At 66.4% G+C, this 21304-nt stretch carries 18 protein-coding genes and 1 tRNA gene; 15 read left to right on the top strand and 4 right to left on the bottom strand.

Annotated elements, in window-relative coordinates:
* Positions 1-81: 81 nt before the first annotated feature.
* From FHR04_RS07015 to FHR04_RS20935, 3 genes are read left to right on the top strand one after another with little or no spacing between them, the layout of a single operon-like run.
* Complete coding sequence (locus FHR04_RS07015) at positions 82-1161, top strand: pyridoxal phosphate-dependent aminotransferase (RefSeq protein ID WP_139401955.1); 1080 nt, start codon at positions 82-84, stop codon at positions 1159-1161.
* A 2-nt stretch (positions 1162-1163) separates the two neighbouring features.
* Positions 1164-1490, top strand: coding sequence for a YkgJ family cysteine cluster protein (locus FHR04_RS21350; protein WP_139402141.1), 327 nt, complete (start codon positions 1164-1166; stop codon positions 1488-1490).
* Positions 1491-1498: 8 nt separating this feature from the next.
* On the top strand, positions 1499-1675 hold the full coding sequence (locus FHR04_RS20935; protein ID WP_170213881.1) for a hypothetical protein: 177 nt from the start codon (positions 1499-1501) through the stop codon (positions 1673-1675).
* Between the two features lie 96 nt (positions 1676-1771).
* On the opposite strand, the gene FHR04_RS07005 is transcribed toward FHR04_RS20935, so the two are convergent.
* Positions 1772-2878, bottom strand: coding sequence for an acyl-ACP desaturase (locus tag FHR04_RS07005; protein WP_039682651.1), 1107 nt, complete (start codon positions 2876-2878; stop codon positions 1772-1774).
* Positions 2879-3251: 373 nt separating this feature from the next.
* On the opposite strand from FHR04_RS07005, the gene FHR04_RS07000 reads away from it, so the two are divergent.
* Together FHR04_RS07000 and FHR04_RS06995 are read left to right on the top strand one after the other, a co-directional pair.
* Positions 3252-3707, top strand: a complete 456-nt coding sequence (locus FHR04_RS07000; protein ID WP_139401953.1) for a peroxiredoxin — start codon at positions 3252-3254, stop codon at positions 3705-3707.
* Between the two features lie 130 nt (positions 3708-3837).
* A complete protein-coding gene (locus FHR04_RS06995) occupies positions 3838-5484 on the top strand; it encodes an asparagine synthase-related protein (protein WP_139401951.1) in 1647 nt (548 codons plus the stop codon).
* 97 nt (positions 5485-5581) lie between these two features.
* On the opposite strand, the gene bshB1 is transcribed toward FHR04_RS06995, so the two are convergent.
* The gene (bshB1, locus tag FHR04_RS06990) at positions 5582-6313 is read right to left on the bottom strand and encodes a bacillithiol biosynthesis deacetylase BshB1 (RefSeq protein WP_139401949.1); all 732 of its coding nucleotides are present in this window, start codon (positions 6311-6313) and stop codon (positions 5582-5584) included.
* 115 nt (positions 6314-6428) lie between these two features.
* Here bshB1 and FHR04_RS06985 point away from each other — a divergent pair.
* A tRNA-Thr gene (locus tag FHR04_RS06985) sits at positions 6429-6503 on the top strand.
* Positions 6504-6715: 212 nt separating this feature from the next.
* Here FHR04_RS06985 and FHR04_RS06980 read toward each other — a convergent pair.
* Positions 6716-7948, bottom strand: coding sequence for an MFS transporter (locus FHR04_RS06980; RefSeq protein ID WP_139401947.1), 1233 nt, complete (start codon positions 7946-7948; stop codon positions 6716-6718).
* 72 nt (positions 7949-8020) lie between these two features.
* On the opposite strand from FHR04_RS06980, the gene FHR04_RS06975 reads away from it, so the two are divergent.
* The 9 genes from FHR04_RS06975 to FHR04_RS06935 all read left to right on the top strand — a co-directional run bounded on the left by FHR04_RS06975 (position 8021) and on the right by FHR04_RS06935 (position 18805).
* Positions 8021-8647, top strand: a complete 627-nt coding sequence (locus tag FHR04_RS06975; protein WP_139401945.1) for a helix-turn-helix domain-containing protein — start codon at positions 8021-8023, stop codon at positions 8645-8647.
* Between the two features lie 364 nt (positions 8648-9011).
* On the top strand, positions 9012-10142 hold the full coding sequence (gene menC / locus FHR04_RS06970) for an o-succinylbenzoate synthase (protein WP_139401943.1): 1131 nt from the start codon (positions 9012-9014) through the stop codon (positions 10140-10142).
* A gap of 2 nt (positions 10143-10144) precedes the next feature.
* A complete protein-coding gene (locus FHR04_RS06965) occupies positions 10145-10951 on the top strand; it encodes a GNAT family N-acetyltransferase (protein ID WP_249039013.1) in 807 nt (268 codons plus the stop codon).
* Complete coding sequence (locus FHR04_RS06960) at positions 10945-11973, top strand: ABC transporter permease (protein ID WP_039682685.1); 1029 nt, start codon at positions 10945-10947, stop codon at positions 11971-11973. Before FHR04_RS06965 ends, FHR04_RS06960 begins: the two co-directional genes overlap by 7 nt.
* Complete coding sequence (locus FHR04_RS06955) at positions 11970-12968, top strand: ABC transporter permease (RefSeq protein WP_039682687.1); 999 nt, start codon at positions 11970-11972, stop codon at positions 12966-12968. Before FHR04_RS06960 ends, FHR04_RS06955 begins: the two co-directional genes overlap by 4 nt.
* 93 nt (positions 12969-13061) lie before the next feature.
* Positions 13062-14735, top strand: coding sequence for an ABC transporter substrate-binding protein (locus FHR04_RS06950; RefSeq protein WP_139401941.1), 1674 nt, complete (start codon positions 13062-13064; stop codon positions 14733-14735).
* 115 nt (positions 14736-14850) lie between these two features.
* A complete protein-coding gene (locus tag FHR04_RS06945; RefSeq protein WP_139401939.1) occupies positions 14851-16314 on the top strand; it encodes a serine hydrolase domain-containing protein in 1464 nt (487 codons plus the stop codon).
* The gene (locus FHR04_RS06940) at positions 16311-17951 is read left to right on the top strand and encodes an N-acyl-D-amino-acid deacylase family protein (protein ID WP_139401937.1); all 1641 of its coding nucleotides are present in this window, start codon (positions 16311-16313) and stop codon (positions 17949-17951) included. Before FHR04_RS06945 ends, FHR04_RS06940 begins: the two co-directional genes overlap by 4 nt.
* Positions 17948-18805: a MurR/RpiR family transcriptional regulator gene (locus tag FHR04_RS06935; RefSeq protein WP_139401935.1), complete on the top strand. Its 858-nt coding sequence runs from the start codon at positions 17948-17950 to the stop codon at positions 18803-18805. Before FHR04_RS06940 ends, FHR04_RS06935 begins: the two co-directional genes overlap by 4 nt.
* Positions 18806-19174: 369 nt before the next feature.
* Here the strand turns inward: FHR04_RS06935 and FHR04_RS06930 are convergent, their stop codons facing one another.
* On the bottom strand, positions 19175-21223 hold the full coding sequence (locus FHR04_RS06930) for a molybdopterin oxidoreductase family protein (protein WP_139401934.1): 2049 nt from the start codon (positions 21221-21223) through the stop codon (positions 19175-19177).
* Positions 21224-21304 lie beyond the last annotated feature (81 nt).

The raw sequence follows: 21304 nt of genomic DNA, 5'->3' as shown, positions 1-21304 counted from the left end.
CTAGCACGCCGCCTAACGGGCGTTTGGTTCCTGTGGACGCCCACACTGCAAGGCGGTGGGCCGGATGGTAGAACACAGGGCATGACCTCCAACCCTTCTGTCGCAGGCGCGCCTGTGGGCGTGCGGCCCGCTGTTCTGGCCGTCCCGGCGTATCCCTTCAGTCCCATTCAGGTGCCGATCAAGCTCGACCAGAACGAGAACCCCTACGACTTTCCCGCCGAGCTGAAGGCCCGGGCCGCCGAGCGCATGCTGGCGCAGCCCTGGAACCGCTATCCGGACCTGCACGCCGACACCCTGGCCGCGAAGATTGCCGAATACGAGGGCTGGGACGCACGCGGCGTGGTGGTCACCCCCGGCAGCAACGTGCTGATCAAGCTGCTGACCGAACTGGCGGGCATCGAGCAGACCGTGCTGACCGTCGATCCCACCTTCAGCGTCTACACCCTGGAGGCCAAGATGCTGGGTGCCAGGCTGGTCCAGGTGCCGCTGAACCCGGACTTTTCCCTGCCGGTGGACCGCCTGAAAGTCGAACTCCAGCGCCAGCGCCCCGGCGTGCTGTACATCACCCAGCCGCACGCGCCGACCGGCCATGTGGAAGACATGGACCGCGTGCGCGAGCTGATGGACGCCGCCGGGGAGTGGGTGGTGGTGCTGGACGAGGCGTACTACCAGTACAGCGACACCGATGGCCGCGATCTGGTGCGCCGGCACCCCAATGCCCTGAGCCTGCGGACCTTCTCCAAGGCCTGGGGGCTGGCCGGGCTGCGGGCCGGGTACGCGCTGGCCGGGGCCGATCTGGCCATGCAGCTTCAGAAGCTGGTTCCGGCCTTCAACATCAACGTGCTGACCCAGGCGGCGCTGGAAGTGGCTCTGGAGAATCCCGGCTATGTGCGTCAGCGTGTTGCGGAGGGCGTGGCCGAGCGGGAGCGGGTGCTGGCCGCGCTGGCGGACCACCCCACCTGTCAGGCCATGCCCAGCCGCGCCAACTTCTTCCTGCTGCGGACCCCGGACGCTGAGGTCGCGTACCGCCACCTGATCGATCACGGCATCGTGACCCGCCGCCAGGACCGCCTGACCGGGCTGGAGGGGTGCCTGCGCGTCGGCATCGGCACGCCTGCCGAGAACGACACCCTGATCGAGGCTGTACGGGCGCTGAAGTAGAGCTGGACCGCTTCGCCGCGCCGCCCGACTCCCCGCCGCGTTCGGCCCTGATTCGGGACTGCACCGGCTGCGGCGCGTGCTGCGCGGCCCCCGATATCCACGCCCTGAACAAGCCGCTGGGCGTGGCCTGCGCGCATCTGGCCGCCGACTGCCGCTGCCAGATCTACGCGGCCCGCCCGTCCGTCTGCCGCAATTATCAGGCGGACTGGGTCTGCGGGGAAGTTGCGTTTTTGCCTACTCTGGAGGCACGGGTGGCGCGGTTTCTGGAGATTTACGGGCTGGAGAGTGCCGCGTCCAGTTCTCGCCGACCTGTGGACAGCCCTATCTAAACTTTCGTATGAGCCGAATCCCTCGGATCTTCCTCCTGGTCATCGGCGGGCTGGCTTTGGTGTTCGGTGTCCTGCGAATCTTCGGGTCCTGGGAGGGAGGGGCGAGAGGGGGCCTCTGGCAAGCCATTCCCGTCCTGCTGGTGGGCGCGTGGCTGTTGCAGATGGCCCTCAACAACTCTGGCTGAGCGGCCTAAATTCTGACTGTCCTGCCTACTCTCAGGTCTTTTAAGGGCAGCGAAAAGTCCCAGCCGAAGCCAGGGCTTGTCCACTCGTCCTCGCATTCAGTCGTCGGCTGCCTGTCCACCGCTCTTGGAGCCCGTCCTCGGCACCGCCGGGTTCTCCACGAACTCGGTGGGGTCCACCTCGTCGAAGCCGATCTCCTTCTCGTAATCCTGAATTTTCAGGTGCAGCCGCTTGACATCGCCCTCCACCATCCCGTAGTCGAAAGTGTCGAAGATGGCCGTGGTCTGGTGGTTGTGCCCGTCGAAGTCCGGCACCTCGCGGGTCTTCCGGATGCCCTCTTCCAGCGCCTTGCGGCTCTCGATGCCCAGGTTGCGGAAGGCCACCTGCATCACGTCGCGGTTGAAGTCGCGCGGGCCGTAGATGCCGGCGTGGTACACCGTTTCCGAGAACTCCTTCCAGTCCGGGACCAGCATGGACGCGGGCATAGAGAACTGGCCGATCACGTTCTTGATGGCTTCCAGCGTGCGCTGCGGGTAGTAGTACAGATACATCCGCACGCCTTCCAGGAAGAAGTTGTAGTGCGCGGCCTCGTCCACCGCAATCGTCTGCGCGACTTTGGCCAGCACCGGGTCCGAGAAGCCCGCCAGATGCGGCTTGTCGCTCTTGCCCTGCGCGATTTTCATCATGTTCAGGTAGTTCAGCTGCGTGGCGCGTTCCTGAAACACGGTGTACACCAGATTGTGGATGGCGTCGGGAAAGGGCAGTTCCCAGGTCTGGGATTTCAGACGTTCCTTGTACTCGGCAATCCACTGCGGGGTACGTTTGCCGCTGAACAGTACGGCGTTTTCCCAGGCGTCGGCATGCTTCTCTTCCTCGCTGCCCCACCTGAGCTGAAAGTGGCTGCGGCCGTGGCTGCGGCGCACCAGATTCAGCAGGCTGCTGGTGAAGTCGGGGGCGTACTGCTCGACGGCAAAAAAGCCCTGGGTGACGGTCACGATCTCGGGCGGCAGGTCCTTGCTCAGCGCCTTCCAGTCGAAGCTGCGGTCCGCGTTCCAGTTGCGCGTTTCCTGGCTGCGGGCGGTGTACCAGCGGTACAGGCCCAGAAAACCGCGCTCGATCAGTCGGTCTTTTTCGCGGCTGCTCAGCAGGCCCGCCGGGGTCTGGGGGCGCTCGCTCAGCATGTTGGGGGGCAGAATCTCGGCCATGTGGGTTTCTCCTTGAACTGTCCGCGCACCGTCGGGATAGGGTGGGTCGGTCGGGGCGTTCCCTCTGTCTGCTGCTTGGAGGCGCTTCGAGAGTGCGGCAGAGCTGGGGACGGTATGCACCCACCCTAGCCCGCCATGCCTGACGGACTTCTGAACTGGGACGCGGTCTAACACTGGGTTGGTGCGCGAATTTGCCTCTCTATAGCCATTCAGCCCTGGCTGAAGCAACCCTGCTGGGCGACGGAATCCCTGGGGACCTGGCCAACACCCCCAGCGGGTTGAACCGGGCTGCCCAGTTCGTGTAGACCGGCCAAAAGGACAGGAGCATAGAAATGAGCCTTCAGGCCATCGCCCCAGCCGTTAGACTGCCCTCATGAGCCTCATCGGACAGCCTGCGCCGGACTTTACCCTGCCCGCCAACACCGGGGAAACCGTGACCCTTAGCAGTTACCGGGGCCACCAGAACGTGGTGCTGGTGTTCTACCCGCTGGATTTCAGCCCAGTGTGCAGCATGCAGCTTCCCGAATACTCCGGGCGACAGGACGACTTTGCCGAGGCCGGCGCGGCGGTGCTGGGCGTCAACCGCGACAGCATCCACGCCCACCGCGCCTGGGCCGCCGAGTACGGTATTGAGGTGCCGCTGCTCTCGGACATGAACCTGAACGTGGCGCGGCAGTACGGCGTCGCCATCGATGAGCGCGGCATCAGCGGGCGCGCGGTCTTTCTGATCGACAAGGGTGGCGTGGTGCGTTTTCAGCACATTGAGGCCCAGACCGGCGAGTACACCGTGCGCCCCGAAGCGGTGCTGGCAAAAATCCGGGAGTTGTAGGCGCGGATGCGGTCTGTGTGCCCCCATCACCCCTGCCCGCCTGCCGCGCCCACACAGGCCAGGACCGTTTGTCTTGCGCCATGATTTCAGCGTCGTCCTGACCGCCCGTTGTGGTGAACCGGAGGATGGAATGCTCGCCGTCGGCGTGTGGCAGGCCGAACTCGACGCCGTGCCGCAGAGCGTTCACCAGCAGGGTGGTCTGACCGTCGTCCTCAAGGGCCAGGTGTACGGGACTGATCTTGCGGAGGTGATGCGGCGGTACCGTCAGCACGGGACAGCCTTTCCCCGGCAGATCGACGGTTCGTTCTCGCTGTTGCTGCTCGATCAGGTGCAGGGCACCGTGCTGGCCGTGACCGACCGGCTGGGCACCCACAAGCTGTACGCCGTCCAGGATGGTGGGCGCGTGACGGTGTCCACGCTGCCGGACCATCCAGATTTTAGCTGGCGACCATATCGCTCCGCCGGTCTGGCCAGCGTCTTGACGAGCGGTATGCTCGTGAATCACCTGACCTTGTACGAGGGGGTACAGAGTCTGGAGCGCGCCAGCCTGCACGAGTTCCAGCGCGGCGGCATTCAGAGCTGTGCGTACTGGCAACTGCGGCCGCCGGGGGGCCTGGATCACCGTCCCGAAGCTGAGCTGCGGCAGGAGTACGCCGAACTGCTCCGGCGTTCGGTGCGCCGCCGGACTGCGGGTCTGACGGGGCCGGTGCACCTTTCCCTGAGTGGCGGCCACGACTCCCGCGGCCTGCTGAGCCTGCTGACCGCGGCGGGCTGTGACGTTCGTACGTTCTCGTATGCGCAGGGTGCCCAGCTCGCGCGCAGCGACGCCAGCATGGCCAGTCCGCTGGCCGAGCAGTACGGCGCGCGTCACGAGCGCGTGCGGGCCTACAGAGGTGACCTGGTGGCCTGCCTTCGCCGCAATGCACGCTGGGGGCGGGGGGCCACCAATTTTTGCGACGAGGTCGACGCCTGGGATACGCTGGCCTCCCAAACCATCACGGATGTGTTCGTGGGCGACGAGATGCATGAGATCTCGCCGTTTCGCCTGCACGACGTCTCCGATTCGCTGGTCCGGTGTCACATTGAACCGTTCAGCAGTCTGGGCACTCTAGCGGCGTGCCTGACGCCAGCCGACCGGCGTGAGCTGGAAACAGCCTGGAGCGCCGCGCTGGGACAGATCCGTGCCCAGGTCACGGGCTATCCTGACCCCTATCAGCAGGACTTCCTGATCATGGCCCAGCAGTACCTGTCCCACAGCCTGCTGCCGTGGCGCGAGCGCTTCGCGGGCCGGATCGCCGCCGTGCACACCCCATACCTGGACGCCGAACTGGCCGAGTTCATCCAGCGGCTTCCGCCCGAACTGCTGGCGGGCAAACGGCTGCTGATCGGCGCCCTGCGGGAACTGGACCCCGACATCTACCGGGTGCCGCTGGCCCGATCGTCGGGCTACGAGACGAATTGGCACGCCGAATTGATCCGGCACCGCGCCGCCGTGAAAGAGGACCTGCTGTCTGGAAACAGTCGACTGGACAGGGTCATCCCGCCGCAGGCCATCGGGGCTGTGCTCGACAGTCTGACCGTGTCCGGTGGGGGCCGGGGGGCGTTCCACGGCGCAGGGCTCAGGGCGGAGGTCCGCCGAACCCTGGGAACCCTGCGGCGCAGCGCAATCGGCCAGCGACTGCTGGGGCCGGTGAGGACCCGGCGAGCCGTTCTGAGCCCCGCCACCTGGCTGTTGCGGGTGCTGACCCTCCGCATCGTGGAGGCCGAAGGTTATTGATTTGGACTGCGCATGCAGGGTGTCGGGAACCCCGTCCATTGCCAGCGGCGCGGGAAGGCGGAGATCCGGACCCCGTGCGAGGCCGATCTGGCAAGCCCTATAGTGCCAGCGGGTCCACCAGCAGCGCGTCCTCGGCCTCGAAGGCTTCAGCGTAACGCACGCGCGCCAGCGTGCCCCAGTAGCTCTGGCGGGCGCGGCGGCGCTCGATGATTTCGGGGGTGACCGTCTCCGACACTGCCTCGCCCGTGAACTGACTTGCGTGGGCGCGCACTGCCGCCTCCCACTGCGCCTGCACCCCGCCGACATCAACCAACAGTCCAGGCTGAATATCCGCGTTGCCCTGGTACAGCAGCGTGCGCGAGATGCGGTGTGGTTCACCGTCCAGATCAGCCCGGCGGAGCTGGGCAAGGTGGACCGCCCGCCGGGCCAGATGGTAGGTGCCGAAGTGGTCCGGATGGCGGTCCCGGTGGTGCGGCACCACCAGCACGCGGGGGCGCACGGCACGCAGGGCGGCGGCCAGGGCATGCGCCCCCGCAGGGGTGTCGGCCAGCTCACCGTCCTTCAGGCCCAGGTTGCCCCGCCAACTCAACCCCATGAGTACTGCGGCCCGCGCGCATTCCTGCACCCGGATCTGCGGGGTGCCCTGGGTGCCGCGCTCACCTCGCGACAGTTCCAGAATGCCGACGGCGCGTCCGGCCTGGGCCAGCCGGATCAGGGTGCCGCCCGCGCCGATCTCGGCGTCGTCGGGATGGGGAGCCAGACATAGCCAGTCCAGCGGCTGGGGAGCGCCGTAGACTGTCTGGAAAGGGAGGAGCGGCGGGTGGGTCATGCCGGACAGCATAGGCGGGATTGCGGTGGTGCGGGACTGTGCTTTTGCCTTGACACCCTGGGGCAGCGTCCATATACTCGCTGAGCCTTTGCGTCAGCAGACGGCGCAGAATTGGGCCAGTGTAGCTCAGTGGTAGAGCAACTGATTCGTAATCAGTAGGTCGTCCGTTCAACCCGGATCACTGGCTCCAAACACCGTCCAGCACGGTAAATTTCCTTCCCGCCCTCGCTGCGGGAAGTCTTTTTTTGGTCACACTGACCAACTGATTGCGTTCATTCCGCCCTTATTCCCCGGAGTCTCTATGCGCTGCCTACGGAAAAAGATCGCTCAGACCGAACGGTGCTTCCTCGCGCTGGTCGTCATCGAGGTGGATGTAGGTCCGCGGTGAGAAGAGAGGGCAGTTCAACTCGCCCCGGCCTTCTGGGATTCAGGCATTAGATCCGGGGTCTTTCGCTCTGACAAGGCCACCACTGTCCAGGCCAGCGCCATCAGCAGAGTCACGCCGCCGGCCACGTTAAAGAACAGGGCCGCCGGATACCGGTCCACCACAGGAGCAAGGGCCAGCAGCGTGACTGGCATTCCCAGCGTGGCGACGGTCATCAACACGCTGAAGGTGCGCCCCAGAAATGCGGGCGGCACCATCTGCTGCATCAGCGTGGTGATGGGTGTGTTGATGGAGGCGATGGCGACGCCCAGCAGCGCCCCTACCCCCAGCAGGGCTGGAGGCGCGGCGAACTGAATCAGCAAGAACAAGGCCCCGCCCAGCAGGGCCAGCCCCAGCGTCACCGTGCGCCGCAGCGGCAGCCGCGCTCCGATCCATGCCAGCAGGGCAGAAGCGGCCAGCATCCCGGCACTCTCGGCGGCGAGGTACTGCCCGTAGCCTGCCGCTGCGGCGCCGCCAAGGAGCAGCTTGGGCAGCAACACCTGCACGGGCGCGAGACTGGCATTCAGCAGCAGGGCAATTACGGGCAGGAACAGCAGGACCCGTGAGCGGCGCATCAACTGGAGGCCGCTGATCACGCTGTCCAGCAGGGACTCGGACGTCTCGCTGCTCCTCTCGCGTGGGGGCAGGGTGACCAGCACGAGCAGCGCGCCCATCACCAGAAAACTGAGGCCGTCGAGCACGATGGCCAGGGCAGGGGAGAAGGCAGTGACCAGATACCCACCCACCAGTGTGCCCAGCAGCCACGCCCCCTGACTGACGCCGCCAATCAGGCCATTGGCCCGCGTCAACTCCTGTTCTGGCACCAGCGCGGGGACGGCGGCGCTGCTGGCCGGTCCGGCGAAGATCCCCGCCAGTCCGGTGAGCACGGCGGCCCCATTGACCAGCCACAGCGGCACCTCGCCCCAGGCCAGGGCCAGCCCGCCCACCGTCAGCTGCAGCAGACCGCGCGCCACATCTGCGCCGATGAGCGGCACTTTCAGATTCATGCGGTCCACCACCGCTCCGGCCAGGGGCAGCAGCAGATTGGGGGCCAGAGCGCAGGCCAGCGTCAGCGCCATCTGGCCCGCCGAGCCGGTCTGGTGCAGCACCAGGAAACTCAGGGCAATGCCGGCCAGCGCCGAGCCCAGCTGGCTCTGGGCGGTGCCGAGCAGCCAGATCACAAAGGAACGGTTCCAGAGGGTGGAGGGCATGCAGCACTATGTGCGGCGCCAACTCTAGATGGAAGGCGGTTTCTGGAGAAGCGGCCCGCTAAGCTCGGGACCATGGATGATGTGCAGACGGCGAACACCGCGCAGGCGGCCCTGCTGCTGGACGTGTCCCTGCGCCCATTGCTGGACTTCCTGATGGACGCGGAACGCAGCGCCTCGGAAACCGCTGCCCACCTGAGCGTCAGTCTGCAACGTGCCCATTACCTGCTGGGCAAACTGGAACGGGTTGGGATCGCCGTGATCGGGCGTACGGACGCCCGTGCGGGCCGGGCCATCAAGCGCTACCGCATGGCCGGTCGGTGGTTCATTCCCTACGAGGTGGCTGGGGCAGAGACCCTCGAAGCCTTCGCCTCGGATCAATTGATGCCCCGATTTGAAACCTTGATTGGCCATAGCGTCCGGGTCCTGCGCGAACGCTCGCCGCACTGGGGCTTCTGGCTGGAGAGCAGTGCGGAAAATGTTCACCTGCTGATCGGTGACGAACATGGTCCGGCCCATGAGCTGCTTTTCGGCGATGAACCGTTCTTCTTAAACATTGGGCATCTGCACCTGAGCCGTGACAGGGCCAATGAACTCAAGCGCCGCTTGTGGGCAGTGCTGGAAGATTTTGAAGCTGAGGAAAGACCGGGCGCGCCCGAATACACCATCGCGCTGATGCTGGTGCGCGGCGCGGTGAATTGAGACACGGCCCAGCAGGCCCCGGCTCAAGTCAATCGAGCAGCAGGAGACCGGACAGGGACGCACGTCGCCGGCCACCCCAGCGGCGTCCCGCTCTATCGCTGTAGACGCAAGGCCACCGTGGATCGCACAAGAAAATGAGCCTTCAAAAGCGGTCGGCGGTGCAACGACGCTTGTAAAATGTCTTGCACTTCCTTACAATGCTGTAAAATTAAATTCAAGAACAATTTCATCCGGGATCCAACTCGCATTCGGTCAGTCCCACACGGTTATCGACAAGGAGTATTCATGCTGGCAGGTTTCTGCTTTCGGCATTCTCGCGCCTCCGCCATCACCTCAGGCCTCCTTTGCCGTGCCGGGGCGTGCCATGCGGCTTGAGCGCGCCGAACTTCGCGTGGTGTCGTTGCCCCTCCTGAAGCCCTTCCGGACCTCGTTTGGCGTCATGACCGACAAGAACTTTGTGTTACTGAGGCTGTTCGGCGAGGGCCTGGAAGGGGTGGCCGAGGGGGTCATGGACCTGCGCCCGGACTTCCGCGAGGAAACCATCAGCGGCGCGCTGGCCCTGCTTCAGGACACGGTACTGCCGGGCGTCCTGGGCCGGAGCTGGGCCAATCCCGAGCAGCTGATGCGCCATCTGTCGGGCATTCGCGGCAACCGGATGGCGCTGGCCACCGTGGAGATGGCGTTCTGGGATTTGTGGGCCAGAAGCCTGGAGCAGCCCCTCTGCGCCGTGTTGGGTGGCGTGCGCGACGCGGTGAATGTGGGCGTGTCTTTGGGTATTCAGAAATCGGTGGAGGCCACCGTGGACAGCGCCGTGTCGCACGCTGAGCAGGGCTACAAACGCATCAAGCTCAAGATTCAGCCGGGCTGGGACGTGGACGTGGTGCGGGCCGTCAAGGCGGCGCTGCCGAACACGCCCGTCACGGTAGATGCCAATGCCGCCTACACCCTGGCGCACCTGAATACGCTGCGTGAGCTGGACACGCTGGGGCTGGACTACATCGAGCAGCCGCTGGCCTGGAACGACATGCGCGATCACGCCAAGCTGCAGGCACTGATGAACACGCCGCTGTGCCTGGACGAGTGCATCACCACGGCGCAGGACGCCCGCAAGGCGCTGGAAACGGCCGCCTGTCGACTGGTCAACATCAAGGTGGGGCGGGTGGGCGGCCACCTGGAAGCCCGGCGCGTGCATGATGTGGCGGCAGCCTTCAACGCCCCGGTGTGGTGCGGCGGCATGCTGGAAAGCGGTGTGGGGCGCGCGCACAACATCCACCTGGCGACGCTGGAGAACTTCAGTAAGCCCGGCGACACCAGCAGCTCCTCGCGGTACTGGGCGCGTGACCTGATTCATGAGGCGCTGGAAACCACGGACGGGGTGATGCCCGTGCCTGCCGGTCATGGCATCGGCGTGACGCTGGATCTGCCCTTTCTGGACAGCGTCACGCAGCAGAAATTCGAGGTTGGTCCGGCCCGGCAGCCCGTGGCGGGACGCTGAACGTGACCCGGCCCGCCGCCAGCCCCATGCCTCACGGCGGCCTGACGCTGCGTGAGCTGCGCGGCCCGCAGGAGCTGGCGGCGACGATACCGCTGGCCCACGCCATCTGGGGGCAGACCGACCGGCCCGAGGACACAGTGATGCTGCGCGTCATCCAGTATGTGGGCGGCCTGGTGGCCGGGGCCGTGGACGCGCAGGGGCAGATCTGGGCGTACCTGGAAGCCCTGCCCACTTCAACAGTCGGCGTGCAACACTCGCACCGCATGGGCGTGCATCCAGCCTGCCGCCAGCAGCGCCTCGGCGAGCGCCTCAAGCACTTTCAGCGGCAATGGTGCCTGGAGCGCGGCATCACGCACGTGCACTGGACCTTCGATCCGCTGCTGGCCGTCAACGCGCACCTCAACATCCACCGTCTGGGCGCGGTGGTCCGCACCTACCTGCCCGATCAGTACGGCGACATGGAAAACATCAGCGCAGGCGCGGCTTCGGACCGGTTGGAAGCCGTGTGGCATCTGAACAGCCCGCGTGTAGAGGCTCATCTGGCCGGACGGGCGGACGAGGCGTGGCCGGAGGGCGAGGCATTCCATCCCTTGCACGCTGACCTGCCGGAGAGGTTGCCGCGTGCGCTGGCGATGGGCGTGCCGGCGCAGGACTATTACGCTCTGCTGCGCGATGACCGCGCCCTGGCCGTGGAATGGCGGCGGCGCACGCGCCCCGTCTTCACGCGGCTGTTCAGCGAGGGCTACTCGCTCGTGGACGTGGACCTGGCCCGCCGCCAGTACCTGTTCACGCAAGAGGTTGTGTGCTGAGCTTCATCCTGCGCCGTCTGCTGGCGCTGCCGCTGATCTTGCTGGCGGTGACGTTCCTGATCGTGCTGGTGATGCAGCTGATTCCGGTGGAGCAGCGCGCCGTGGCCTACACCACCGATCTGGCGCAGCTGGGGCGCATCCCGGAGATCATCAAGACCAACCACCTCGACGCCAGCGTGTTCGAGCAGTACTGGAGGTGGCTGGGGCTGGCCCTGGGCGGCAACCTGGGCTTCTCGCGCACCAGTGGGCAGCCAGTCCTGGAAACCCTGCTGGCACGCTTTCCCGCCACGCTGGAGCTGACGCTGTTCACCCTGGTGCCGCTGATCAGTCTGAGCGTGTGGCTGGGTTCAAAGGCCGCCGTACAACGGGGCAAGACCGCCGACGCCATCGTCCGCGTGATCGCGGTGGTGGGCTACAGCACCCCCAGCTTTGTGCTGGGCGTGTGGCTGCTGGTGATCTTCTACGGCGCACTGAACCTGCTGCCCGGCACCGGCAATCTCAGCAACGACAGCGCCATCTCTTTCTTGACTGGCGAGATCAAACGCGTGACGGGCCTGACCACCATCGACGCGCTGCTGGCGGGTCGCCCCGATGTCTTCTGGGACGCCCTCAAGCACCTGATCATGCCGGTGTTCACCTTGATGGTGGTGGGCAGCGCTGGACTGATCAAGGGAACGCGCACCAGCATGCTCGAAGCCCTGAACAGCGACTACATCCGCACGGCCCGCTCCAAGGGCATGACCGAGAAAGTAGTGATCCGCAAGCACGCCCGGCGCAATGCCCTCCTGACCATCATCACGCTGGCAGGCCTGAGCGTGTCCGGGCTGTTGCAGGGCGCGGTGATTGCAGAGACGCTGTTCGGCTATCCCGGCGTTGGGGCGTGGGCGGCGCAGGCGGCGGCGTTGGGAGACCTGCCGGGCGTGCTGGGCTTCGCGCTGCTGGCCGCGACCATCGTGGTGTTGATCAATCTGGCGATTGACCTGGCTTACACGGTGATTGACCCGCGCGTGAGGTACGCATGACTGTCGTCCGTGGAGCAGGGGTCCGCACCGTCAAGGCGAGGGCGCAGGGCGGCTTCTGGGCCAGGCTGTTCCGGCACAACCGGCTGGCCCGTGTAGGCGCGGTGCTGGTCAGCTTTTTTCTCCTGATCACGCTGCTGGCCCCGGTGCTGGCCCCGCCTCAGGGCAACTGCCGCCGGGCGCTGGGCATGGGCGAGGCCCAGACCATTCCCGGCCCGCTGGCGTACCTGCGCGAGGTGGTGGCGACGCCGGACGCGTGTCTCCAGATGCCGCGTGTCGGCTTCGCTGCGCAGCCCAACCCACCCGCCGCCGACGCCCCGCTGGGCCGGGTAAACGGCTACGATATCCGCTACGGACTGGTCTGGGGCACGCGCACGGCCATTTTCCTGGGCCTGACCGTGCTGGCGATCACCGTGACCGTCGGCGCGCTGGTGGGCCTGACCGCCGGCTTCCTGGGCGGCGTGACCGACAACCTGCTGATGCGCCTGACCGACGTGATCTTCGCCTTTCCTGCGCTGGTGCTGATCCTGGTGCTGGTGGCGGCGCTGGGGCCGGGGCTGCTGAACATCATCATCGCCCTGAGCCTGGTGTCGTGGGCGGGGCTGGCGCGCGTGGTCCGCTCGGAGGTGCTGCGCCTGCGCGAGCTGGAATTCGCGGCGGCGGCTCAGAGCCTGGGAGCCAGCCGGATTCGCGTGGCCCTGCGCCACGTCCTGCCCAACGCGATTGGCCCGCTGCTGACCATCGTGGTGCTGGAAATGGGCAGCCTGCCCATCGTGGCCGGAACGCTGTCCTTCCTGGGTCTGGGCACGCCGCTGGGCTACGCCGACTGGGGCCAGCTGATCGCCCTGGCCCAGAAGTGGATTCAGGGGCCGCCGGGCGAACCATTTGCGTACTGGTACGTCACTCTCTTTCCGGGCCTGTGCATCTTCGCCTACAGCCTGGGCTGGAGCCTGCTGGGCGACAGCCTGGCCGAGGCGCTGGACCCCAGGAACCGCTGATGCCGCCGCCCGGTCCGTCTCCCTAGCTTTGAACCTCCACGCCTCTGTCGGCCCCTCTTTCGCTCGCCCCCTCACTCCTGTGGAGGTTCACCCATGAAACGTTCTCTGCCCTGCCTGACGCTGGCCCTCATCGCTTCAAGCGCCCTGGCAACCCCGAAGGACGCGCTGGTCTACCAGATCGCCTCGGCCACCGCCAGCGTGGAACCTGCACAGGCTATTGCGACCTGGGACGTGCTGCCCGTTCAGCAGATGTTCGAGGGGCTGTACCTCAACAACTTCGGCAAGTACGAGCCGCTGCTCGCCACCTCCTTTACCCAGAGTAAGGACGGCAAGGTCACGACCTTTACCCTGCGCAAGAACGTGAAGTTCCACGACGGCACTGGCATGACCTGCGCCGACGCGGAATATTCGCTGCGCCGCACCTTCCTGGTGGGCAGTGAAACCTCGCTGGCCGCGCAGATTCGCGCCAACCTGCTGAGCATTCCCGGCTTCACCCCGGACGTCAAGAAGACCTACACCTTCGCCAAGCTGGCGAACACCGTCAAGTGCAACGCGGCGGGCCAACTGGTGCTGACGCTGGACCGCAATGTGCCCAGCCTGCTCGACTCCATCACCCAGACCTACATCGTGCCGATGAAGACGCTGGTGGCTGGCGGCGACTGGAGCGGCACGGCCAAGGATTTCGGCGCCTTTCTGGGCAAGGACGTGTCCAACTCAGTGATGGCACAGAAGCCGGTGGGCACCGGGGCGTATGGGTTCGTGGCGCGCGATCCCAGCCGCTTCGTGATGAAGGCCTTTGACGGCTACTGGGGCGGCGCACCCGCGCTGAAAAACGTGATCCTGCAAAAGGTGGACAGCGACACCGCCCGCGTGCTGGCCCTGCAAAAAGGCGACGCCGACATTGCGCTGATCCCAGACCGCGACACCCTGGCCAAGCTCAAGGGCGTGTCCGGCGTGACCGTCTATGAGGATCTGCCCACCCGTGACCTGACCAGCGTGGTGCTGTTCAACCAGAACATCAAGGACGACAAGCTGCTGCCCGCCGGTCAGCTGGCCGAGAACAACATCCCCGCCAACTTTTTCAGCGACATTCACGTTCGCAAGGCGTTCGCGGCGATGTTCGACACCAAGACCTTTGTCAAAGACGGCCTGCAAGGCTTTGGTTTGAGCCGCAACACCACCCTGCCGCCGAACAACTGGGCCGACGACAAGACCCTGAAGCCCCCCGCCTACAGCCTCAAGACCGCTGAGGCCGAACTCAAGCAGGCGTTCGGCGGCAAGCTGTGGACCACCGGCTTCACCATTCCCCTGTCCACCTTCGGTGGCAGTGGGCTGTCTCAGGTGGTGGCCGGCATCTACAAGCAGAACATCGAGCAACTGAATCCCAAGTTCCACGCCACGGTCAGCACCCTGGAATTGAGTGCGGCCAACGCGTCCTTGCTGGGGGGCAAGCTGCCCTTCGGGGCGCTGACCTGGGGCGGCGCGGATCCTGACACCAACCTGCGCGGGCTGTACAGTTCCAGTGGAATCCTGGGCGCGGCCACCAACATCAAGGATCCCAAGATGGAACAGATGCTGGACAAAGCCCGCGACACCGTGGGGCAAAGTGCCCGCAAACCGCTGTACAAGGCGCTGCTGACGTACCTCAACGCGCAGACCTACGCGCTGCCGCTGCCGCAGCCGCTGGTGTTTGCCGCCACCACCTCGGCCCTCAAGGGCTACCCGGAATTCAACAAGACCAACCTGTTCCGAGTGCTGAGCAAGTAGCCGCTGCAGGGCTGCCATGTTTCCCGCGCCGTGCCCGTCCGTGCACGGCGACAGAAAGTATCGGTCCCGGCCACCCGTTCGCCCGCCTCCATGTCCCAGATTTGAGGAGAACCCCATGACCGCAACCACCCCGAAAAGCACCACCGAACTTGCCGCCGCCTTCGAGCAGGAGGCCCAAAGGCTCCTGGCCGAATACAAGGTTCCCGGCATCACGCTGGGCCTGCTGACCCCGGACGGCGATCACTTCGTCAACTTGGGCGTGACCAGCGTTGAAAACCCGCTGCCGATTGATTCGGACACCATCTTCCAGATCGGCAGCACCACCAAGACGCTGACCTCGCTGACCTGCTCGGTGCTGGTGGAACAGGGCAAGCTGGACTTGGACGTGCCGGTGCGGACGTATCTGCCGGACTTCAAGCTGAAAGACGAGTCGGTGGCGGCGGCCCTGACGACGCGCGACGTGCTGACCCACCAGGGCGGGTTCCAGGGGGATCTGTTCGAAGACACGGGCGAGGGGGACGACGCCGTGGCGAAGGTGCTGGACAAGCTGGCCGAATCGCCCCAGGTGGTGCCGCTGCGCGGCCACTGGAGCTACAACAACGCGGGCTTCTTCGTGGCCGGGCGGGTGATCGAGGTGGTCACCGGCCAGACCTATGAGGCGGCCGTGACCGAGCTGGTGCTCAAGCCGCTGGGCATGGATCACACCTTCTTCTTTACCAATGAGATCATGACCCACCGCTTCGCCGCCGGACACAACAAGATTGACGGTGACATGGTGGTGCAGCGCCCGTGGATGATGATGCGCTCGGCGGCTCCGGCGGGCAGCAGCTGCTCTTCTACCGTCACCGACATGGCGAAATACGCCCACTACATCATGTCGGGCACCATGCCGGAAATGGCGGCGGCCCAGGAGAACGCGGCGGACGACGCTCAAGTGCCCGAAACGCCCACGCTGGGCGGGCTGGACCGCACCCATCTGTGGACGCCGGTGCGGCCCGTGGGTGTCGGCATCAATTCCTTTCCCGGTGAGGAGGGGCAGGTGGGCCAGAGCTGGTTCATCGATCAGTACCCGGACGCGCTGATCATCAGCCACGGCGGTACCACGCTGGGTCATCAGTCGGACTTCTGGGTGTCGCCGGACCGGGGGGTGGGCTTTATTGCCATGACCAATGCCAGCAACGGCCACGCCATGAACCGCAAGCTGGGCGAGTGGGTCAAGCGTGAGCTGCTGGGCCTGGTCAAGCCGGAACGCGCGGCGGTCAAATTGGAAGCGGGCCAGCTTGACCTGTTCTCAGGCACCTACGACGTGATCGGACAGACCTACAAGATCGAGGCCCAGGTGCAGGACGGTCAACTGGTGCTGGTGATTCCCAACACCACGTCGGGCGGCACCGAGAATCTGGCTCTGCGTTTTATCGCCCCCCAGCGCGCCATCGTGGTGGGCGGCGACGCTGACGGGCTCGGCGTGGAATTCCTGATGAAAGGCGACGAGGTGGATTTTCTGCGCTTTGGGGCGCGGCTGTACCCCCGTGCGAGTGCCGACGCGGCCAGCGCCAGTCTGCCGGTGGACGCCTTGTGAGTCAAACCTGGATTACGGGCGGCACCGTGATCGACGGTACGGGCGCCCCTGGTCGGCGGGCCGATCTGCTGATCGACGGCGAGCGCATCGTCCGCATCGGCGAACCGGGCAGCCCCGCACCGGATGGGGCCGTGGTGATCAACGCTACCGGGATGGTGGTGGCTCCGGGCTTTATCGACGTGATGAGCCACAGTGTGTCCAGCCTGCTGGGCGACGGTCTGAGCGTGGGCAAGGTCACCCAGGGCGTAACCACCGAGATCATGGGTGAGGGCTGGACCCCGGCCCCGGCAGTGCCGGGTGAGGCCCATGCCTTTCCGGTTCATGGCCTGCCCAATGACGACGAAAGTTGGAAAGCACGCGCGAACGGCTGGTCACGTTTCGGCGACTGGATGGCCGCGCAGGCGGAGGTGGGCGCCGCCGTCAACTTCGGCTCCTTCCTGGGGGCCACTACCGTCCGGATGATCGGCAAGGGCCACGCGGCGGGCGAGGCGACGCCGCAGGAACTGGACGAAATGCGCCGCGTGACCTGTGAGGCCATGCAGGACGGCGCGTTTGGCGTCGCCAGCGCGCTGATCTACCCGCCCGGCAGCTACGCCAGCACCGATGAACTGGTGGCGGTGTGCGAGGAGGTGGGCCGCGCGGGGGGCATCTACATCACCCATATGCGCTCGGAGGGGGCGGCGATTCTGGACGGCTTCGCTGAGGCCTTGGAGATCGCGCAGCGCAGCGGGGCGCGGCTGCACCTCTACCATCTCAAGGCGGCGGGCGCTCCGGCGTGGCCGCAGATGCAGACCCTGATCGAACGCATCAATGCCGGGCGTGCGGCGGGGCAGGACATTCACGCCGACATGTACCTGTACACGGCGGGCGGCACCGGTCTGGCCGCCTCCTGTCCACCGTGGGCCAGCGAGGACGATCGGCTCAAAGAGCGGCTGCGCGATCCCGCCACCCGTGCCAGCATCCGGGCCGCCATGCTCGAACCCGATGGCACCTGGGAACCGCTGGGCAACCTGGCCGGGCCGGAAGGCGTGTATCCGGTGGGGTTGAAACGGCCCGAACATGCCGAATACCTTGGCAAATCGCTGGCCGAGATTGCCGCACTGCGCGGCCAGGACTGGATCGACGCGGCACTGGATCTGATCGAGTCCGAGCCGGACGGTGTCGGTACCATGTACCACCTGATGACAGAGGAGAACATCCAGCTTCAGCTCAAGGAACCCTGGGTGATGCTGGGCTCCGACGCGGCGGGGGACGATCCTGGCGAACAGGACGGTGGCTTTGCGGGCGGCCATCCGCGCGCGCTGGGCAACTTTACCCGCCTGCTGGGCCGCTACGTGCGCGAGCTGGGCCTGCTGAGCCTGGAGGAGGGCGTGCGCCGCATGACCAGCCTGCCCGCCGAGCATCTGGGCCTGACCGACCGGGGTCAGTTGCGCGAGGGAGCCTACGCCGACGTGGTGGTTTTCGATCCGCAGACCATCAGTGACCGGGCCACCTACACCGAGTCCAACCGGCTTTCCGTAGGCGTGCGCGACGTGTGGGTGAACGGGGTGCAGACCCTCAGAGGCGGCAAGCATACGCTGGCCTTGCCGGGCAAGCGGCTGTATGGGCCGGGGGCGGGCAGGTTCGTGGCCTCATGACCACTGCCGCTTCCCTCTCGCCTGCCGAATCCACTTCATCGTCGGCAGTGGACCAGCTGCGCGCGGGCCTGGAAGATTTCGGACGGCGTGATCAGCAGATCGCACGGTATGTCATCGATCATGCCGAGGAGATCCCCTTTCTCAGCGCAGGAGAAATCGCCGAATCGCTGGCGGTGAGCGGCGCGGCCATTACCCGCTTTGCTCAGCGCGTCGGCTTTGAGGGCTACCCCCACCTGCAGCGGGTGATTCGCCAGGACCTGCGCGCCACGCTGGGCATGAAGCAGCCGGGCAGCGAGGACAGCGTGGTGGCCCGCTTCTGGGCCAGTGAGCACGCCAATCTGGAGGCCCTCCAGGATATTCCCGAAGCCCGGCTGCTGGCCTTTGCCCGTGCCATCGCTGCCGCCAAACAGGTGTGGGTGGTGGGCGCGCGTTCGTCGTACGGCATCTCGCTTCTGGCTGAAACCATTCTGGCGTCGTTCCGTCCGCATGTCCGGGCCTACTCTGCCGACCTGCTGCTCAGCCGCCCCGAACAACTGCTGGAGGTCACCCCACAGGACGTGGTCGTGGCCTTTACCCTGCGGCGATATAGCCGTGCCACCACACGAATGGTCCGCGCCCTGCACAAGCAGGGAGTTCAGGTTCTTCTGATCACCGATCAGGGCGCGTCACCGCTGAGTAAGGTTGCCCATCAATGTCTGCAACTGCCCACACACGGCACGGACGTGCTGGCGTCACTGGCTCCCTTCGTCAGCGTCATCACGCTGCTGGCCTCCCTGGTGGCCCACGAGTTGGAGGGCGGTCATCTCAAGCAGGCCGAAGCGCTGAACGCCGATTTTGGTGTGTATGAGTATTGAGGCGGATTCATCTGATCGCCTGACATAACGCATGCAGGGGAGCAGGATCATCGTCAGTTTGGATTTACCCATCCGGGACGTATTGAAGAGAGACCGTCTCTAGTGGGGGATGAAGTCCACCTTCTCCGCCTTGAAATCCCACGGGCTGACCTTAGCGGCCACGCACATGGCAGCACCTAGGCACATCGACAAATTGGAGATGTGCCGGGTTGGGTGTTGCTGGCAGGTGAGCGTCTGCGCTTTTCTCCCGATGCTGGGTTGGACACAACTTTGCGCGCCTGAGCAGTTACCCCACTCTCGTCGGGCATCTGGGACGGGCACAGAGCAAGCACGCATTGCTGGCCGCGCGTGGCATGCCCCCCGGTCCGGTCAGGACACAGCGGTCCCGGCCGGCCGCACGCGCACCCGCGTGTTGTGGAAGGTGCTGCCCCCGCCCAGGTCGGTGAGTGTCTGGGCGGTCAGGGTATTGATGCTCTGGCCGTCCGGCGCCGACAGGCCCCACCACGTGCCCTCCACCACCACCACGCCCGGCTGCGTGGCCCCGGTCACCCGCACGCGGCGCTGAACCCGGCCCACCTCGGATTCCAGGGAGGCAGAGTCCCCGTCGCTCAGCCCGGCGGCCTGCGCGTCGTCGGGATGGATCAGCATTTGGGGTTCGCCGCCCTCGGCGCGGGTGAGGTTGGGCAGGTTGCCGTAGGTGCTGTTCAGGAAGTGATGCGCCGGCGGGGTCAGCAGCCGCAGGGGATAGGCGTCGTTCAGGGCGGCCTGCGCCTCGCGGTGAACCGGGGCGGGTGAGAGCTGCACCCGGCCGCTGGGGGTCTCCGCCCCGTGGGCATACGGCAGGAAGGGCGTGGGCAGGTTCAGGCGCACGCTGCCCTCGGCCTTCAGCCGCTCCGGGGTGATCCCCGCCAGGTATGGGTGGCCGCTGTCCAGCACGGCCTCCAGCAGGTCATCCACGCTCCAGTACACGCTCGGCTCGGTCACGCCCAGGCGGCGGGCCAACTGTTGAAACACCCAGGAGTTGGGCCGCGTCTCGCCGGGGGCCTCCAGCTCGGCGGGGTTGTAGCCCAGCCAGTGGTGGCCGTAACTGGTGTACACGTCGGCGTGTTCGGCAAAGGTCGTGGCGGGCAGCACGTAGTCGGCCAGCCGGGCCGTCTCGGTCATGGCCTGCTCCAGCACCACCACCAGCAGGTCAGGGCGCTCCAGGCCGGCGCGCACGCCGCCCGAATCGGGGGCCACCACCGCCGGGTTGCAGTTGTAGATCAGCGTGGCGCCCAGTCCGGCGGCGGGCTTCAGGGCGTCCGAGAAGGCGTTCATGTTGATGTGCGGCGCGTCCTCCCGGATCAGGTGGGCCGCGCCCAGCCGCGTACGGTTGAGCTTGAAGGCCCCGCTGCTGCTCAGGACGCAGCCGCCGCCCGGCACGCGCCAGTCGCCGGTCAGCGCCGGGATCAGGGTGACGGCCCGCAGGTTGGTGCCGCCGTATTCGTGGCGGGTCATGCCGTAGCCCACCCGGATGTAGGTGGGCCGGGTGGTGCCGATGGCGCGGGCGAGATCCTGCACCTCCGCCACGCTCAGGCCGGTCGTGGCGGCCGTGCGCTGCGGCGTCCACTCGCGGGCGGCCTCCCGCAACTCCTCGACGCCCTGGGTCGCCTCGGCGATGTAGGCGTTGTCAGTCCAGCCGTGGGCGAACAGCTCGTGCATCACGCCCAGCGCCAGCGCGGTGTCGCTGCCGGGCCGGAGTTTGAGGTGCGTGTCGGCGTAGGCGGCGCTGCGGTTGCGGTAGGGATCAATGCAGATGATCCTGGCCCCAGCCTTGCGGGCCGCCGTGAGTTCGGGGGTCAGGTGGCTGTGGGTGCTCAGGCTGTTGATGCCCCACAGCACGATCAGTCGGGCGTGGCGCACGTCCGCCGGGTCCACCGCGTAACGCGCGCCGTAACCCATGGCCCAGGCCTCGGTACCGGCGGTGGCGCAGATCGTCTCGTCCAGTTCCGGGGTGCCCAGGGCGCGGAACAGCGCGTGGACGTGGGCGCCTTCCATCAGGCCCATCGTTCCGGCGTAGTGGTAGCGCAGGATGCTCTGCGGGCCACGGGTGTCCAGCAGCGTCCGCAGGCGGGCGGCGATGTCGCCAAGCGCCGCGTCCCAGCTCACGCGCTCGAACACCGGCTCGGCGTCGGTCTTCGGGTTTATGCGCCGCAGCGGATACAGGGGACGGTCTGGGTGGTTGGCCCGCGCCGGGTAATGCACCGTCTTGGCACAGGCAAAGCCCCGGGTGTAGGGGTGGTCGGCGTCTCCCGTGACCTTGAGCATTCGCTCCTTTCCGTCCTCGCCGCGCCCGAGCGTGACCCGCAGGCGGCAGGCGTCGGGGCAGTCCAGCGGGCAGGTAAGCAGCACGTCGCGCGTGGGGGCAGAGGCGGTCATGCCGGAAGTCTACGCGGCGCGGCCTCAGGCTGAGCGAGTGTGGGGTTCATCTGGCTCTGTCCCGGTTTTCAGTGTGACCGG

The organism is Deinococcus radiopugnans ATCC 19172 (assembly GCF_006335125.1).
Taxonomy (GTDB): domain Bacteria; phylum Deinococcota; class Deinococci; order Deinococcales; family Deinococcaceae; genus Deinococcus; species Deinococcus radiopugnans.
This window is presented reverse-complemented; position numbering and strand designations above follow the sequence as displayed.

What these genes read in the sequence shown, in the direction of transcription:
- FHR04_RS07015 (WP_139401955.1), top strand. Translation starts at nt 82, where the DNA reads ATGACCTCCAACCCTTCTGTCGCAGGCGCGCCTGTGGGCGTGCGGCCC.
- FHR04_RS06980 (WP_139401947.1), bottom strand. Translation starts at nt 7,948, where the DNA reads ATGCCCTCCACCCTCTGGAACCGTTCCTTTGTGATCTGGCTGCTCGGC.
- FHR04_RS06935 (WP_139401935.1), top strand. Translation starts at nt 17,948, where the DNA reads ATGACCACTGCCGCTTCCCTCTCGCCTGCCGAATCCACTTCATCGTCG.
- FHR04_RS20935 (WP_170213881.1), top strand. Translation starts at nt 1,499, where the DNA reads ATGAGCCGAATCCCTCGGATCTTCCTCCTGGTCATCGGCGGGCTGGCT.
- FHR04_RS06930 (WP_139401934.1), bottom strand. Translation starts at nt 21,223, where the DNA reads ATGACCGCCTCTGCCCCCACGCGCGACGTGCTGCTTACCTGCCCGCTG.
- bshB1 (WP_139401949.1), bottom strand. Translation starts at nt 6,313, where the DNA reads ATGACCCACCCGCCGCTCCTCCCTTTCCAGACAGTCTACGGCGCTCCC.
- menC (WP_139401943.1), top strand. Translation starts at nt 9,012, where the DNA reads ATGCGGCTTGAGCGCGCCGAACTTCGCGTGGTGTCGTTGCCCCTCCTG.
- FHR04_RS06975 (WP_139401945.1), top strand. Translation starts at nt 8,021, where the DNA reads ATGGATGATGTGCAGACGGCGAACACCGCGCAGGCGGCCCTGCTGCTG.
- FHR04_RS06995 (WP_139401951.1), top strand. Translation starts at nt 3,838, where the DNA reads ATGCTCGCCGTCGGCGTGTGGCAGGCCGAACTCGACGCCGTGCCGCAG.
- FHR04_RS06945 (WP_139401939.1), top strand. Translation starts at nt 14,851, where the DNA reads ATGACCGCAACCACCCCGAAAAGCACCACCGAACTTGCCGCCGCCTTC.
- FHR04_RS07000 (WP_139401953.1), top strand. Translation starts at nt 3,252, where the DNA reads ATGAGCCTCATCGGACAGCCTGCGCCGGACTTTACCCTGCCCGCCAAC.
- FHR04_RS06955 (WP_039682687.1), top strand. Translation starts at nt 11,970, where the DNA reads ATGACTGTCGTCCGTGGAGCAGGGGTCCGCACCGTCAAGGCGAGGGCG.
- FHR04_RS06950 (WP_139401941.1), top strand. Translation starts at nt 13,062, where the DNA reads ATGAAACGTTCTCTGCCCTGCCTGACGCTGGCCCTCATCGCTTCAAGC.
- FHR04_RS07005 (WP_039682651.1), bottom strand. Translation starts at nt 2,878, where the DNA reads ATGGCCGAGATTCTGCCCCCCAACATGCTGAGCGAGCGCCCCCAGACC.